The 15,685-nt window shown below is 74.2% G+C and carries 14 protein-coding genes; 7 read left to right on the forward strand and 7 right to left on the reverse strand.

Annotation, left to right across the window (positions count from 1 at the left end; genetic code table 11):
• Window positions 1–97: 97 nt before the first annotated feature.
• Window positions 98–2,464 carry a TonB family protein gene (locus ACLIRP_RS00805; RefSeq protein WP_412062048.1) on the reverse strand — a complete coding sequence of 789 codons (2,367 nt, stop codon included), beginning with the start codon at window positions 2,462–2,464 and terminating at the stop codon, window positions 98–100.
• On the reverse strand, window positions 2,457–2,855 hold the full coding sequence (locus ACLIRP_RS00810; RefSeq protein ID WP_412062049.1) for a BlaI/MecI/CopY family transcriptional regulator: 399 nt from the start codon (window positions 2,853–2,855) through the stop codon (window positions 2,457–2,459). Before ACLIRP_RS00810 ends, ACLIRP_RS00805 begins: the two co-directional genes overlap by 8 nt.
• 177 nt (window positions 2,856–3,032) lie before the next feature.
• Between ACLIRP_RS00810 and ACLIRP_RS00815 the strand changes: the two genes are divergently transcribed.
• The 5 genes from ACLIRP_RS00815 (at window position 3,033) to ACLIRP_RS00835 (ending at window position 7,385) form a co-directional block, all read left to right on the forward strand.
• The gene (locus ACLIRP_RS00815; protein WP_412062050.1) at window positions 3,033–3,626 is read left to right on the forward strand and encodes an RNA polymerase sigma factor; all 594 of its coding nucleotides are present in this window, start codon (window positions 3,033–3,035) and stop codon (window positions 3,624–3,626) included.
• Window positions 3,627–3,657: 31 nt separating this feature from the next.
• Window positions 3,658–3,930 (forward strand): hypothetical protein, encoded by a 273-nt coding sequence (locus tag ACLIRP_RS00820; protein ID WP_412062051.1) that lies wholly within the window; start codon window positions 3,658–3,660, stop codon window positions 3,928–3,930.
• Between the two features lie 75 nt (window positions 3,931–4,005).
• Window positions 4,006–4,389, forward strand: coding sequence for a TerB family tellurite resistance protein (locus ACLIRP_RS00825; protein ID WP_412062052.1), 384 nt, complete (start codon window positions 4,006–4,008; stop codon window positions 4,387–4,389).
• A 267-nt stretch (window positions 4,390–4,656) separates the two neighbouring features.
• Window positions 4,657–6,369 (forward strand): amidase, encoded by a 1,713-nt coding sequence (locus ACLIRP_RS00830; RefSeq protein WP_412062053.1) that lies wholly within the window; start codon window positions 4,657–4,659, stop codon window positions 6,367–6,369.
• A gap of 374 nt (window positions 6,370–6,743) precedes the next feature.
• Window positions 6,744–7,385, forward strand: a complete 642-nt coding sequence (locus ACLIRP_RS00835) for a DUF4382 domain-containing protein (protein ID WP_412062054.1) — start codon at window positions 6,744–6,746, stop codon at window positions 7,383–7,385.
• Window positions 7,386–7,463: 78 nt separating this feature from the next.
• On the opposite strand, the gene ACLIRP_RS00840 is transcribed toward ACLIRP_RS00835, so the two are convergent.
• The 5 genes from ACLIRP_RS00840 to ACLIRP_RS00860 form a co-directional block, all read right to left on the reverse strand.
• Complete coding sequence (locus tag ACLIRP_RS00840) at window positions 7,464–7,946, reverse strand: peptidylprolyl isomerase (protein ID WP_412062055.1); 483 nt, start codon at window positions 7,944–7,946, stop codon at window positions 7,464–7,466.
• A gap of 42 nt (window positions 7,947–7,988) precedes the next feature.
• On the reverse strand, window positions 7,989–8,402 hold the full coding sequence (locus ACLIRP_RS00845) for an ester cyclase (protein WP_412062056.1): 414 nt from the start codon (window positions 8,400–8,402) through the stop codon (window positions 7,989–7,991).
• A 151-nt stretch (window positions 8,403–8,553) separates the two neighbouring features.
• On the reverse strand, window positions 8,554–10,353 hold the full coding sequence (locus ACLIRP_RS00850) for an ABC transporter ATP-binding protein (protein ID WP_412062057.1): 1,800 nt from the start codon (window positions 10,351–10,353) through the stop codon (window positions 8,554–8,556).
• Between the two features lie 243 nt (window positions 10,354–10,596).
• Window positions 10,597–12,726 (reverse strand): ComEA family DNA-binding protein, encoded by a 2,130-nt coding sequence (locus ACLIRP_RS00855; RefSeq protein ID WP_412062058.1) that lies wholly within the window; start codon window positions 12,724–12,726, stop codon window positions 10,597–10,599.
• A 119-nt stretch (window positions 12,727–12,845) separates the two neighbouring features.
• Entirely contained in the window at window positions 12,846–13,670 is an 825-nt protein-coding gene (locus ACLIRP_RS00860; RefSeq protein ID WP_412062059.1) for a hypothetical protein, read from the reverse strand.
• Window positions 13,671–13,750: 80 nt separating this feature from the next.
• Here ACLIRP_RS00860 and ACLIRP_RS00865 point away from each other — a divergent pair, with 80 nt between their 5' ends.
• Window positions 13,751–14,653: a DUF4835 family protein gene (locus tag ACLIRP_RS00865; RefSeq protein WP_412062060.1), complete on the forward strand. Its 903-nt coding sequence runs from the start codon at window positions 13,751–13,753 to the stop codon at window positions 14,651–14,653.
• A gap of 79 nt (window positions 14,654–14,732) precedes the next feature.
• Entirely contained in the window at window positions 14,733–15,473 is a 741-nt protein-coding gene (locus tag ACLIRP_RS00870; RefSeq protein WP_412062061.1) for a J domain-containing protein, read from the forward strand.
• The last annotated feature ends 212 nt before the right edge of the window (window positions 15,474–15,685 follow it).

Raw genomic sequence — 15,685 nt, forward strand, 5'->3', positions numbered from 1 at the left:
CCGACGCGGCGGCCGGCGTCAAGTCGGCGCGCGATGCCCAACGGGAGCGGGAGGGGCGGGACCCGCCGGTCGCCGCGCCCTCCGTCCCGCGCGGCGCTTACCCCTCGCCGGTGTAGATCAGCTGGAAGGTGCCCGACCAGGTGCCACCGGGCCCGGGGCGGGCGTTCTCGGTGAGCTCGAGCGTGCCGACCAGGAAGGCGGCCATATGCACGAGCGTCCCTGAGCCTCGGGTCACCTCGTGGCTGGTCACGCGGCCTCGGTCGTCGACGGTGTACCGCATGGCAGCCGTGCCGGGCTCCGTGTCCCGATCGGCGAGCAGCGTCGGCATCCCCGCCAGCGTGTTTTCGAAGGCCCGCCGCGAGTCGGGCGAGAGCTGCGCGACGTCCACGCCGGTGACGCGGACGGTCAAGCCGTCGATGCGGCTGCCGTCGAGCCGGTAGCCCGCGCGGTCGCGCGCCGGGCGCTCGGTCGCGGGCCGGTCGCGGCGGCTGCCGTCGAGCCGGTACTCCCCGCGGTCGACGCCGTCGCCGGCGGGCAGGCGGAACGTGACGGGCACGGCGAACCGGACCTTGACGGCCTCGCCGCGCTGGCGGCCCGGCGTAAACGCGAGGCCGCGGACGGCGTCGAGCGCCGCCGCCGACAGCGCCTCGTCCGGCGACCGCATGACTTGCGTCTCCTCGACGCCGCCGGTCTCGTTGACCAGGAACTGGACGATGACGGTTCCCTGGATGCCCGCGTCCTTGGCGGCCTGCGGGTAGACGAGGCGCGCCTGCAGCGCCTCCAGCCCGCCGACGATCCGGGGCATCTCCTCGACGACCACGAACACGTCGGGGCGGGCCGCGTCGGTGCGGGACCGGGGCTCAGGGGGGGCGCCCTCGCCCTCGGGGAGCCGGAACGTGACCGGCACCGCGAACCGGACGGCGACCGCCTGGCCCCGCTGGCGGCCGGGCTCGAAGCGGAGCTCGCGGACGGCCTCGAGCGCGGCGCGGCCCAGCATCTCGTGGGGCGACCGGATGGCCTGCGCGTCGCGCACCGTTCCCTCCGGGGTCACGATGAACTGGACGACCACCTGGCCCTGGATGCCGGCGCGCTTCGCGAGGTCGGGGTACGTGACGCGGGCCTGGAGCCCCTCGAGCCCGCCGATGAGCACGGGCTGGACCTCGGCGACCTCGAACACCTCGGGTGCGGCCGCGCCGGCCCGGCCCGTCGAGAGCGTCACGTTCGCCTCCGTCTGGTCGGCGGCGAGCCGGACCTCGACGGGGGCGTACCCGGCGAACGTGACGCGGAGCGTCTGGGCGCCCGCCGGCACGTCGACCTGGTACCGCCCGTCTTCGTCGGTGGCCGCCCCGACGGCCGTCCCGACGACGGCGACATTCGCGCCGACGAGCGGCAGGCCGGTGTCGGCCGCGGTAACCTGGCCCGTGACCAGGCGGGCGGGCGCGTCGGACGGGGCGGCCGTCGCGGCGGGCGGCGCCGTGGCCGCCGAGGCGACGGCGATGGCGACCGCGAGGGCGAGGCCGGCCACGCGGCCGGTCCAGCCAAGACGGCGGGTGCGGGAGGGGGACAAGGGGGCGGACATGGCGTCGATGCGGGATTTGAGGGCGGAGGAGCCGCCGACCGCGCCGAGCGCGAGCGGGGGGGCGGGCAGGGCGGCGTACGAGAACAGGAGGTCGGCGTAGGCGCGGCGGCGGCCGGGACAGGCCGCGAGGACAGCCGCGTCGGCGGCCCGCTCGCGGTCGAGGTCGAGCCCCCGCGCCAGCACGCTCACCATCGGGTGCGCGGCGAAGGCGGCGGCGAGGGCCCGCTGCGCGGCGTGCCACGCGTAGTCGGCGTTGCGGACGTGGGCCACCTCGTGGACGGCGGCGACCTCGCGGGCGTCGGCGTCGAGGTCGGCGGGGAGCGCCACGAGGGGGCGCCGCCAGCCGAGCGTGAACGGGGCGGCCCCGGCGGGCGCCTGCGCCGCGGCGACCGGGCGCTCGACCCCGAGCCGCTGGCGCGCGGTCTCGACGGCCGCCCGGGCGTCGGCGTCGGCGGCCGGCAGGGCGCGGCGCGTGGCGCGGGCGCGGGCGACGGCGGTGCCGAACTGCGCCAGCCGGATGCACGCCAGCAGCGCGGCGAGCGCGGCGGCCACCCCCGCCAGCACGTCGAGCGCGTCGGGACCGGCGGCGGCGATGTCGGGCGCGGGGGCCCCGACCGTCACGCCGGGCAGCCACGCCACCTCGGGCGCGAACGCCGCCACGGCGACGGCGGCCCGGGGGGCGAGGGCCGACAGGGCGAGCGGCGCGAGGACGGCGACGGGCAGCGCCGCCAGCACGGACCCGCGCACGGGCAGGGCGAGCGCCGCGCTCGCCCGCGTCAGGCGCAACGTGGCCTCGGCGACGAGGGCGACCACGGTCCACGCCAGCACGGGCAGCGCCAGGGCGTCGACGGCCGCGCGGCCGATCTCGGCGAGGGCCTCAAGCATCGGAGTCGGGGCGGTCGGCACCCAAGCCGTCGATCAGGGCGCGGATGTCGGCGCGCTCGGCGTCGCTCAGCGTCTCACGCTGCACGAGCGCCTGCACCAAGCTCGTCGTCGACCCGCCAAAGACCTTGTCGAGGATCCCCGACAAGACGGTCGCGCGGACCTCCTCGGCCGGCTGCGCCGGCGAGTAGACGTAGGCCGTCCCCTCGGTGACGTAGGTGAGGTAGCCCTTGCTGGCGAGGTTCTTCATGACGGTCATCACCGTCGTGTAGGCGAGCCGGCGGCGCTCCGTGATCCGGTCGTGGACGTCGCGGGCGGTCGCGGAGCCCAAGGCCCAGACCTCGCGGAGGACCTCCATCTCGGTGCCGCCAAGAGGGGTGAGAGGGTTGCGCATGGTCGTCGGTGTGAGTTCGTACTAATTGTATAGTAGATCTGGCGCCGGCGCAAGCCCCCGGCTCATTTTGCGGGACATCGGCCCCCACGGCCCGGAACGGGCGGCGCGCGGCGCGCGCGCGGCAGGGCGACGGCGGCTCCGGCGCGGCGCTAGCTTCGGCGTCCGCCCCCACCGCCCGTGCCCGCCGACCGCACCAACGACGAGTGGCTGGCGGCGCTGGCCTCCGACGGCCCCGCGCTGTCGGCCGCGCTCCGCGACCTCCGCCCCGTGCTGCTCCGGGCGCTCCACGTCACGCTCGCCCCGCGCGTCGACCGCGGCGCCGAAGCGCTGGCGCAGGACATCGTGCAGGACGCGCTCCTGCAGGTCCGCGAGCGCGCCGGCCAGTTCCGCGGCGACGCCCGGTTCACGACGTGGGCCCAGAAGGTGGCCGTCCACCTCGCGCTCAGCGAGCTCCGCCGCAAGCGCTGGGAGGACGTGCCGCTCGACGCGCTCGTGGCCGCGCCGCCGAGCACGCCCGAGCCCGGCGCCGACGTGGCGCTGGCGAACGCCGAGGCGGTTGACCTGGTGCGCCACCTCGTCGCGACCGAGCTCACCGACCGCCAGCGGACCGCGCTCGAGGCCATCCTCGCGGGGATGCCGATGGACGAGGTGGCCCGGCGGCTCGACACGAATCGCAACGCGCTCTACAAGCTGCTCCACGACGGCCGCTTGCGGCTGCGTCACGCCTTCGAGGCGCGCGGCCTCACGCCCGACGACCTGCTCGACGGGTAAGCCCCCCGGGCCCGCCCACGTCTGACGCCCCATGACCCTCACGCCCGAACGTCTCCGCATGCTCGTCCGCAGCGCCCTCGCGGCGCGCGAGGACGACATGCCGTGCGGCGAGTGCGACGCCCACGTCGACCGGTTCGCCGAGCTGACGCTGGCCGGGCTCGACCCGGCGGCGGCCCTGCCCCTCGTCGAGGCGCACCTCAAGGCGTGCCCGGCGTGCCACGAGGAGTTCGAGGCGCTCGTCGCCGTGCTCCGCGCCGAGGAGCGGCGCCAGCGGCCGTGGTGGCGCCGTCTGTTCGGCGCGTAGGAGAAAGCCCCAGCGGAGGTCCCCGCGGAACAGCTGGTTTGCACCCTGAGTTGGCCCGTAACCGCCACTTTGTCTATGGCCCCCGACGCTGCGCTCACCGATCTCGCGCTCCTCACCATCGTGATGGCTCACGGGACCGACGCCGACCTCGACCCGCGCGAGACGCAGGCCCTGGTCCGCCAGCTCGACCTCCTCTCCGGCGGCGACAACGGCGAGGCGAGTGGGGCCGACCTCAGCGGGCTGGTCGAGACGGCCGTCGAGGCCTACGGCGCGCTCAGCGTGCGCGGCCTCGACGAGTTGGTGGGCCGGCTGGGGGAGACGCTCTCGACGGCCGACCTCGCCCGCGCCCACGCGGCGCTCGCCGCCGTCGCCGACGCGGACGGGCACGTCCACACCATGGAGGCCGCGTTCCTGCGCCACGTCGCTCAGGCGTGGGGGCTGGGCAAGGCGCAAGATTGAGGAGCGAGAGGGCGGGGTGCTCGGAGTTCCTGCCTACCGCCTGTCCGGTCACCCTCCCGTCCGGGAGGGGAGGACGTTCCCAAGGGCCCCGTCGTTCTGCTCGCGCGAGCCAGTTGGCAAGCGTGCGTCTTCCGACGACGTCCCCTCTGCCCGTGGGAGGCAGGGTGAGGGGAGGCCCGCTGGCGCGAGCCCGCCCGTTGGCGAACGGGCTGGCGCACGGCTCGGACTGACGCCACCTTGTGCCGCTGCCCACCACCCCCCGACCCCGTGACCTCCCGCCGCCGATTCCTCGCCTCCGCCGGTGCGCTCGCCGCCGCGTCCGCCCTCCCGTCCGCCGCCGCGCTCCCGGGCCCGCTCGACGCCCACCGCCTCGGCCCGGGCGCCCCGCCTGCCGGGCTGCCCGACCTCACCGTCAACGACCTCGCGCACGCCGAGCGCGTCCAGGGGCTCGACTTTTCCGACGCCGACCGGGCGCTGATGCTCGACGACGTGCAGGAGCGGCTGGCGGCGTTCGCCGAGATCCGCGCCGCCGAGCCGCCGAACAGCGTCCCGCCCGCGCTCGTCCTCGACCTCGGCATGAGCGGGCGCGCGCGCCCCGCGCCCGGGCCGGGCGCCCACGTGCCGATGCCGCGCGTCTCGCGCCCGGCGACCGACCGCGACCTCGCGTTCGCCTCCATCCCCGAGCTCGGCGCGCTCTTGCGCAGCGGCGACGTCACGGCCGTCGAGCTGGCCGAGCTGTCGCTGGCGCGGCTGGCGCGGTTCGACCCGACACTGCAGGCCGTCGTGACGCTGACGACGGAGCGGGCGCTGGAGACGGCGCGCGCGCGCGACGCCGAGCTGGCGGCGGGCGTCGACCGCGGCCCGCTCCACGGCATCCCGTATGGCGCCAAGGACCTGCTGGCGGCGCGCGGGTACCCCACGACGTGGGGCGCCGAGCCGTACCGCGAGCAGACGATCGACGGCGACGCGGTCGTGGTGCAGCGGCTGGAGGAGGCCGGCGCCGTGCTCGTCGCCAAGCTGACGCTCGGCGCGCTCGCGTGGGGCGACGTGTGGTTCGGCGGGACCACGAAAAACCCCTGGAACCCGGACCAGGGCGCGAGCGGCTCGTCGGCCGGGCCGGGCTCGGCCGTCGCCGCGGGGCTGGTGCCGTTCGCCATCGGCTCGGAAACGCTGGGCTCGATCGTCTCGCCCTCGACGCGCAACGGCGTCACCGGCTTGCGGCCGACCACGCACCGCGTGCCGACCGACGGCGCGATGGCGCTGTCGTGGAGCATGGACAAGCTCGGCCCGATGACGCGCTCGGCCGTCGACGCGGCCCTCGTGTTCGACGCCATCCGCGGGCCCGTCGTCGGCGAGGACGCCGCGTTCCCGTTCCGCCCCGACAGCCCGCTCTCCGACTTGCGCGTCGGCACGATCGTGCCGACCTCGGGCGACGACCCGGGCGACCTCGCCGACCGCGAGACGATGTCCGTGCTGAGCCGCCTCGGCGTCGAGCCGGTCCCGGTCGCGCTCCCCGACGACCTGCCGATCAGCGCGCTCCGGATCATCCTGGAGGCCGAGGCCGGCGCCGCCTTCGACGGGCTCACGCGCTCGCGCGGGACCGACCGGCTCGTCCGCCAAGAGCGCAACGCGTGGCCGAACGTGTTCCGCCACGCCCGCCACATCCCGGCCGTCGAGTACATCAACGCGAACCGGATCCGGACCCAGCTCATGCGCGCGATGACCGAGCTGATGGACTCGCTCGACGTGCTGGTGACGCCCAGCTTTGGGAACGCGGGTCTGCTGATCACGAACCTCACCGGCCACCCGGCCGTCGCGATCCCGAATGCGCTCTTCCCGGTCGACGGGTTCCCGGACCGCCGCCAGCCCCACTCGATCACGTTCGTGGCGCCGCTGTGGGGCGAGCACCACGCGCTCCGGCTGGCGCACGCCGTCCAGGCGGCGACGGACACCCACCGCCAGCGGCCCCCGGTGAGCTGAGCCCGGCTTCGGAGTCGCTGATCGATGGCTGAGGGCTGGCCCTCAGAAACGCCCGCCCGGGGCGTGGGGGGCGATCTGGCGCAAAGGGACCTTGGGGACCTCCGCGAGGGGGGGAGAAATGGGGCATACGCGCCGTTCCTTGCGGGCACGTTCCCCCCTGGCCATGCGCCCCTTCATCGTCGCCGGCGCGCTCATCGCGCTCGGCCTGATCCTCTCCTCTGGCGACGCCCTCGCCGTCTTGATCGGCTAGGCCCTCGCCCCTCCCTGTGCGGCGCCTCTGGAGCCCCCTCGTTCCCGAACGGGCGGGTGTCCGGGGGCGCCGCACCGGTTGTCCGATCTCCGCGTTGGTCCTCTCCCACCACACCCGTATTGCTATGCGCTTGCTCCTGATCGCCGCCCTCCTCGCCGTCACCGGCCTCACCGCCTGCGACGCCGGCGACGCCGAGGGCACGGCCCGCCTCAACGTCCGCCTCACCGACGCGCCGTTCCCCTTCGACCTCGCCGAGGCCGCCGACGTCACCATCACCCGCATCGAGCTGCTCGCCTCGGAGCGCGACGACGACGCCGAGAACGACACGTCCAACACGGAGGGCGTCCGCGACCGGATTGTCCTTTTCGAGGGGGCCACGCGGCTCAACCTGCTCGACCTCCGAGGCGGCATCGACACCCTGCTCGTCGCCGGCGCCGAGTTCCCGGCCGACGGCGGGTACGACCGCCTGCGCATCTTCGTCGACGAGGACGCCGAGGTCCGCTTTTTCGACGGCTCCGTCTACGCCCTCAAGCTGCCCTCGGCCCAGCAAAGCGGCATCAAGATCGCCCTGCCCAGCTACACCGTCGGCGCCGGCGGCGAGGTCGACGTGCTCGTCGACTTCGACGTGGAGCGCTCGTTCGTGACGCGCGGCAACCCGGCCTCCGCCAACTTCCAGGGCTTCCTGTTCAAGCCCGTCCTGCACGTCAAGGACTTCGCGACGGACGACGGCGGGACCGAGGCCGACAGCACCTCGACGACGGGCTAATCTGGCCGCCCAGACAGACCGCGCCCCCGACTGGCCGATGCCGGTCGGGGGCGCGGTGTGCTGGGCCGAGCGGTCGGTCTACGACTCGTCGATCGTGACGCTCGTCATCGCATCGCCCTGCTGGATGGCGTCGACCACGTCCTGGCCCTCGGCGACCGTGCCGAAGACGGTGTGCTTGCCGTTGAGGTGCGGCTGCGGGGCGTGCGTGATGAAGAACTGCGAGCCGTTCGTGTTCGGGCCGGCGTTCGCCATCGAGAGGACGCCCGTCTCGTGCGTGAGCGGGTTGTCGCGCGTCTCGTCCTCGAACTTGTAGCCGGGGCCGCCGGAGCCGGTGCCCGTCGGGTCGCCGCCCTGGATCATAAAGTTGTTGATCACGCGGTGGAACGTGAGCCCGTCGTAGAACCCGTCGCGCGCGAGCGTGACGAAGTTGTTGACGGTCTTCGGGGCGTGCTCCGCCGCGAGGTCGACCACGATGTCGCCCTTGTCCGTCGCGATGGTCGCGCGGTAGCTCTTGGAGGGGTCGATCTGCATCGCCGGGGGGGCGTCGTACTGCTGGGCCATGGGGTTTGGGGGTGTGGGTGGGTGTGAGGGGAAGGGTCGAGGTCAGGCGTCGATCAGGCCGAGGTCGGACAGGATCTTGGCCTCGTTCGTGGTGCCCCAACGCTCGACGCAGCGTCCGTTCTCCCACCGCCCGATCTGCATGGCGGGCGCGGAGAACGTCTTGCCGGTCGGCGCGTGGCCCTTGAACTCGCCGCGGTGCGTGCCGGTGACGGTGTACCGGAAGCTCACGTACTCGTCGGTGGCGTTCATGTGCTCGACCTCGATGTCGAGGTCGGGGAACGCGGTGCGGAAGTCGGTAAAGAAGGCCTTGAGGCCCTCGCGCGTGCCCGGGTAGTCGCCGGAGTCGTGGTCGACGAAGTCGGGCGCGAGCACCTCGTCGAGGCCGTCGAGGTGGCCGGAGGTGACGGCGGCGCCCCAGCGCTCCTGCTGGTCGAGGTTGGTCTGGCGGTCGGACATGGAGAGGTAAGGGGGGGGGGGGAGGGGACCTCACGAATGGGTGACGGTCGGGGGCCGTTCCTCGGATCGGCGGAGGTGGCGGGCGTTTCACGCGAGTCGGCCCGTCTCGGGCGTGGCGTCGGCCGGTCCCGGGCACGCCACCGGCGTGCCCCTACAGTGTCGGGTCGGCGACGGCCTCGGCGCCGACGAACTGGCGCTCGGCGAGGTCCGCGTAGAGCCCGCCCTCGGCCACCAGCTCGGCGTGCGTGCCCGTTCCGACCACGCGGCCCGCGTCGAGCACCACGATCCGGTCGGCGTCGCGGACGGTCGCGAGCCGGTGGGCGATCACGAACGTCGTCCGGCCCTCCATCAAATCCGCGAGCGCCTCCTGCACCGCCGCCTCGGAGTGGGCGTCGAGCGCGGATGTGGCTTCGTCGAGGAGCAGGATCGGCGGGTCCTTGAGGAGCGCGCGCGCGATGGCTACCCGTTGGCGCTGGCCGCCGGAGAGCTTGACGCCGCGCTCGCCGACGGCCGTGTCGTAGCCGTCGGGGAAGCCGGCGATAAAGTCGTGGGCGTTCGCCGCCAGCGCCGCCGCCTCCACCTCGGCGTCGGTCGCGTCGAGGCGCCCGTAGCGGATGTTCTCGCGCAGCGTGAGGCCGAAGAGCTGGACGTCCTGGGCGACCAGCGACACGGCGTCGCGGACGCTGGCGACCGTCGCCTCCCGGAGATCGACGCCGTCGATGCGGACGGCGCCGGCGCTGGGGTCGTAGAAGCGGGGGATGAGGTGGAGGAGCGTCGTCTTGCCCGCCCCACTCGGGCCGACGAGCGCGATCGTCTCGCCCGGCGCGGCCCGGACCGTCACGTCTTGGAGGATCGCCGGGCCGTCGCCGTAGCCGAACGTCACGCCGTCCAGCTCGACCGCGCCGCGCACGTTCGCGAGGGGGTGCGCATCAGGCGCGTCGGCGATCTCCGGGTCCGTGTCCAGGATCTCGAAGAGCCGCTCCGAGGCGCCGGCCGCGCTCTGGAACGAGGTGTACAGGCGGCCGGCGCCGGCCACGCTCCGCGCGATGTTGAGCGCGTAGAAGATGAACGCGACGAGCGCGCCCGCCGTCAGCCGCCCGGCGATCACCTCGCGCCCGCCGAACCAGAAGATGGTCACGAGCGCGATCGAGAAGCCCAGCCCGACGCCGCTCCAGAACGCCGACACGATCCACGCGCGGCGCTTGGCGACCCCGAACAGGTCTTCGACGGCGTCGCTGTAGCGGCCGACCTCGTACGGCTCGCGCGCGAACGCCTTGACGACGCGGACGGCCGAGATGGCCTCCTCGGCGACGGCCGTCGTGTCCGCCAGCCGGTCCTGGATGCTCCGCGACAGCTTGCGGACGACGAGCCCGAACGACCGCATCGCGATGGCGACGGGCGGGACGACGGCGAAGATGACGAGCGACAGCCGCCAGTTCAGCGCGAGCATCAAGGCGACCGAGCCCACGAGCGTCAGCGCCAGCCGCAGCGTCTCGGCCAGGTCGCTCGTCACGGCCGACTGCACCTTCGACACGTCGTTCGTCAGCCGGGACGTGATCTCGCCCGTCCGCTGATCCGCAAAGAAGCCGAGCCCCAGGCTGTGGAGGTGGCCGTAGATCGTCCGCCGGAGGTCGGTGACCACGCGCTCGCCGGTCCACTCCATGAGGTACGAGCCGCCGAAGCCGAGCGCGGCCTGGAGCGCGAACAGGCCCAGAAGCGCCAGCGCCAGCGTGTCGAGCAGCCCGCTGTTGGCGGCCTCGAAGACGGAGTCGAGCAGGCGCTGCAGGCCGAGCGGGACGACGAGCCCGACGGCCGTCGAGACGAGCGTCAGCGCGACGGCGACCGCCAGCCGCCCGCGGTAGGGGCGGGCGTAGGCCAGGATCCGCCGCATCGTCGCGACGAGCGGTGGCTTCGGGGCCTTGGCGCCGGGGTCGGGGATCGGGTCAGCCATCGCCGCTCAACGCGGGGCGCGAGCGCCGGGGTTCACCCTCCGCCGCTTCCTCACGGCTGCTGGCGGCCTCGCCGAGCCCGCACGCGGCCATTGGCGAGGTTGGCGTTGAGATCCTTCGCTGCCGCTCAGGATGACAAGGTCCGCGGGGAAGGCGCGAGCGACGCCGTTCCGGTATTCAGCGTCGCCCTCTCCTGCCGACTGTCTTGGGTCACCGATGACCGACGACTGAAACCCGACGACCCCTTACAGCCGCACGCGGAGCTGGGCGCCGAGGTCGCTCACCCGCTGCCCCTCGACGGCGTTCACACCCGACCCGATCCGGTTCACGTTGCGGAGCCACGTCGTCGCCAGCTTGAGTTGGGCCGTGACATCGGAGGTCGGCTTGGCGGTGACCACGACGTAGCCGCGGACGCCGCGGCCGGAGAGCGCCGGGATCGCGAAGACGCCCGTGAGGTCGTTCTCGAAGGCGTACAGGCGCGCGTCGTAGGTCTCGGTGTCGAACAGCGTCAGCCGGAGGTCGGTGCGGAGCCACGCGAGCGCTTGCCAGCGGATGTCCTGGTAGACGAGCGAGCCGGTCGACACGCCGACCTCGGGGCGCTCGTCGACGAAGCGGGAGCCCTCGACGCGCGAGCGCAGGCGCAGGCGGCGGCTGGCGTCCCACTCGCCCTGCAGGCGGACGGTCTGGCGCGTCTGCTCGCCGAGCCCGCCGACGACCGAACCGGGCACCGCGTTCGGCACGTCGATCCCCGTCTCTCGCGTCTCCGTCCGGGCCTGGAGGTAGATGCGCGAAAAGCGGCCGGCGCGGTGCTCGACGTGGAGCAGCGCCTCGTGGCCCGTGCTCGGGCGCGGCACGTTGACGCGCAGGAACGGAAAGCGGTAGCGGTCGAGGTACGCGTTGACCGTCCACGCCCGCGACGGCGTGACGGTGACGCCCGCGTAGACCCCGCGCTCGTTGCGGCCGACCCCGTTGCGCTCGCCGAACGGGTAGCCGTGGAGGCTGGTAAAGTCGGGCGCGTAGCTGCGGCCGACGATCAAGAGGTCCGCGCTGCTCCCGAGGTCGACGCCGACGCCGCCGACGGCGCCGAGCCCGCCGCCCGCGCCCCGGGCGACCTCGCCGAACGCGACACCTTGCCGCGTTGTCGCATCCGCGTACGCACTGACGACCGTCGCCTCGGTGCCTGCGAAGTCGAACAACTCGTCGGGCCGCGTGCCCGCCGCGAGCGGGGTGCCGAACGCCGACCGCGTCGCGACCACGCCCGCCCGGCCCTCGACGGTGCCCGTCGAGACGCGGTATTCGGCCGCGCCGCCGACGAGCGTTTCGTCGAGCGCGTCCTTGCGCGCCAGCTCGCGGTCTGTCCGGTGGAGCCCGTCGGCGCCCAGACTCGTCACGACGGCGTCGACGGCGCCGGGCGGCAGGTCGGGGGCCGAGAGGTCCGACGAGTCGGGGAGAAAGACGCTGGCGTCGAGCGCGCGGCGGCTGGCGAAGGCGCTCACGAACAGGCGCGGCGTGACGGCGACCGAGAGGGCGGCGCCCCGGAAAAAGTGGTTCTCGTCGACCGACCCGTACGGCCGGATGCCCCGGCCCCGGCGCAGCGGCCCGCCGGTCGCGTCGGGCCCTTTCCCAAACCCGGACGCGCGCCACAGCGCCACGCCCTGGCCGAACTGCGCCGAGTAGTCGCCGAGGATGAGCGCGTCGAGCCGGCCCATGTCGAGGAGCGCGACGTGCGCGCTCTGGTAGTCGTAGCCGTACGTGTTCGTCCCACCGTCGACGTGGAACGGCTCGCCGGGGTCTTTTTCGAGTGTCAGGTTCACCGACACCTGCCGCCGGTACGTGGCCTGCAAGCGCGTGTAGATCCGCTCGGGCGAGCCGAGGTACGCGCGCGTCGAGTCCGGCCCGTCGTAGGCCGCGCCCAGGTCGAGCCGTCGCTGGACGCGCTGTGTCCCCGAGACCCGCAGTCCGCCGAGCACGGCGCCCACGGTCGGGACGGCGGGGAAGCGCTGGGGTCGGGCGGCCTCGAAAGCGTCACCGATCGTCAGGTACGGCCGGGCGTCGAGGTAGGCGTCGGGCGTGACGCCGTCGACCGCGCGCAAGCCGGGAAGGGAGGTGAAGGGGCCATTTGCGATCCGGTGCCGAACGATCGCCGCCGCGAGCGTGGGCCCGAGCGCGGGCACCTGCGCCAGCTCCGCCGCCGTCGCCGTGTTGACGTCGAGCGGCTGCTCGTCGAGCGAGGTCAGCAGCTCCAGCAGCTCGGTCGGGTCGCCGGCGAGGTCGTCTTCGAGCAGCGCCTCGAAGCGGGCGTCGGTCTCGGCGTCCGTGCCGAGCGTGTCGGCGGGCGTCTGGGCGCTGGCGACCGCTGCCAGCAGGAGGGCCACCAGCCACAGCCCGATTCTATTCGAGCGCGCCCGCGTGAGAGTGACGGCGGGAAAGGGAGGCGTCGAACCGACCGCTGGGAGGCCGGTTGGGTCGATGTGGGGAATGGGCGAGGCCATCGCTAAAAGGCGACTTCGACGCTGACGGCGGGCGTCAGCCCCAGCGTGGGGTGCGACTCGGCGGCGAGGTCGGCGCGGAGCGCCCCGGCGTGGACGCCGGCGCCCAGCGAGAACCGCTCCGGCCGCGACGACACGCCCGCGCGGAGGACGAGCGGCTCGGCGACGCGGACCTCGGCCCCGGCGCGGACGGAGACCCCGAAGTCGAGGTCTTGGTCGGCGTCGAGCAGCAGGACGGCGCGGTCCGACGGCGAGTACGCCAGCCCGACCGTCAGGCCGGGGACGGTCGAGGCCGAGCGCTCGAGGTCGGCCTCGTCGCCCAGCCCCAAGCCCAGCAGGTTGCGGCCGGCGAGCCCCACGCGCAGGCCGGGCAGCACGTCGCCCTGCACGCCCGCGTCGAGCAGGATCGCGGTGTTGGAGCCGTAGCCCTGCGTCGAGGCGGTTTCGACGCCGACCGCCAACCCGGCGTCGAGCCGGCGCGAGCGGCTGAGCGGGAGCGCGCGCGCCAGCCCGAGCACCACGCGCGTCTCGCGGCGCTCGGAGAACCCGTACGTGCGGGCGTGCACGGCAACCGTCCCCAGGCCCGTCGGGGCGGCGGCGGCGACCGAGCCCAGGCGCAGCTCGGACAGCCCGAACGCCTGGCTCGCGGCGACGGCCGCGCGGCGCTCCGCCAGCGACGCCCACGTGGCGGGGTTCGCGACGCCCCACGCCTGGCCCCCGACGGCGGCGCCGGCGCGGCCCAACCCGAGGGCGCGTGCCCCGCCCTCGGCGAGCTGGGCGCTGGCAGCCGGCGCGAGCGCGAGGAGGGCAGCGAGCGGGAGGGCGCGCATAATTGCCACCGGACGGCGTTCGGGAGGGCGAGCGGCCCCGGTAGTTTGCAGGCCGCCGATAAAAACATACGCGACCCACCGTGCGCCTCCTCGCCCTCGCCCTGTTCCTCGCCCCCCTCGCCGCCGGCGCCCAGGAGCTCCGCTGCCAGATCACGCTCAACGACGACGCCGTCACGGGCTCCGAGTTCGGCTACCTCCAGGAGCTCCGCGAGGAGCTCGTCCGCTACGTCAACGGGCGGACGTGGACCGACGACGTCTACGAGCCCGAGGAGCGGATCGACTGCCAGATCCAGGTGACGCTGACCGAGGCGCTGTCGCAGACGCTGTTCAACGCGCGCATGGTGGTCCAGGCGAGCCGGCCCATCTACGGCACGGCGCAGCGGACGACCACCTTCCGCGTGGCCGACAACTCGTGGCGGTTCACGTACGCGCGTGGCCAGAACCTGATCTACGACCCCAACCAGTTCAACGAGCTGACCTCGGTCCTCGACTTCTACGCCAACCTCATCCTGGGCTACGACTACGACACGTTCTCGCCCTTGGGGGGGACGGAGTTCTTCGAGCGCGCCCAGCGGATCGCCGAGCTGTCGCGGGCCAGCGAGGCGGGCCAGCCCGGCGGCGGGTGGTACGGCCGAGGCGCTGAGGACCGGGCCCGCGCCACGCTCGTGCAGGAGATCCTCGACCCCGTCTTCGAGCCCGTCCGCCGCGCCCAGTACGACTACCACTTCGGCGCGCTCGACCACTTTGTTAGCCGCCCGCAGCAGGCGTGGGCCAAGACCATCGAGATGCTGACGTCGCTCCACGACCTGTACCTGACCACGAACCGCCGGCGCTACGTGACCGACGTGTTCTTCGGGGCCAAGTACCAGGAGTTCGTGGCCCTGCTCGCCGAGTCGCCCCAGCGCAACGAGGCCTACTCGATGCTGTCGGAGATGGACTCGGCGCACATCGGGGCGTACGACGCGCTCGTCAACAGCCGGTAACGGATCGGGCGTCTCAATCGCGATCCGGCCGGTGTGGCACGGTCCTGACTGTGGGGCGGGGGAGTCGACCGACTGCCCCATGATCACCGCCGATTCCAGCCCCTACGCCGTCCTCGGCGTCCCCGAGACCGCCACCCCCGCCGCCCTCCGCCGCGCGTACCGTACGCTCGCGCTCCGTTTCCACCCGGACCGCAACCCGGGCGACGCCGGGGCGGCCGAGGCTTTCCTGAAGGTGCAGGCGGCCTACGAGCAGGTCGCCCCCGCCGACCCTGACGCCGGCTTCGACGCCGAGCGCGTCGTCGCCGAGATGCAGCGCGCGGCCCACGAGGCCGAGCGCCGGCGCCACGGGCCGACGGAGATGGGCCGGGCGTGGCAGCAGGTCCGTGTCCCCCTCGTCCGCTCGCGCGTCGACCGGGTTCGGGAGGCGCTGGAGACGCCGCTCGCCCGAGGGGCGGCCGGGCTGGCCGTCGCCGCGCTCGGGGCGGGGTTGAGCGGGGCCGTCCCGCTGTGGGCCGCCGGGCTGGCCGTGCTGGCGGTCGGCGCTGCGGCCGCCCGCCTCGCCGGCCCCGACGACGGGGACTGGGCCGTCGAGACGCACTGGCAGGGCCTGCGCGACCTGCGCTACGACGTGCTCGTGCGCTGGACCGAGATCCACGCGGTGACCGTCGGTGACGGCGTCCTCGACGTGGTGCTCGCGAGCGCCGCCGCGGACCGCCTGGCGCGGGCGCTCCCCCCGGCGGCCTTCGCAAGCCCCGGCGTGGTTCGCCTGCCGGTCGCCGAGCCCGCCCGGCTGGCGGCGCTCATCCGCGGGCAGGTGTAGCGGATCGGGCCGCGGAGTGGCACTCGCGCCGGCCCTGCCGCCCTTTGGCAAGAGGACAGCGCGGGGCGTCGACGCCGCCGGGGCGAGCGCGGCGCCCGAGTGCGGGCCCGCCTACTGGAGCCAGCCCGTCGCCCTCCCGTCGGGAGATCGGGTCCGAGGCCCCCGCCGATTTTTACGAGAGAGGCCGGCGCCCAATGCCTCGCACCTCATCT

Origin of the sequence: Rubrivirga halophila, from assembly GCF_046845755.1 — a bacterium.
Classification (GTDB): Bacteria; Bacteroidota; Rhodothermia; order Rhodothermales; family Rubricoccaceae; genus Rubrivirga.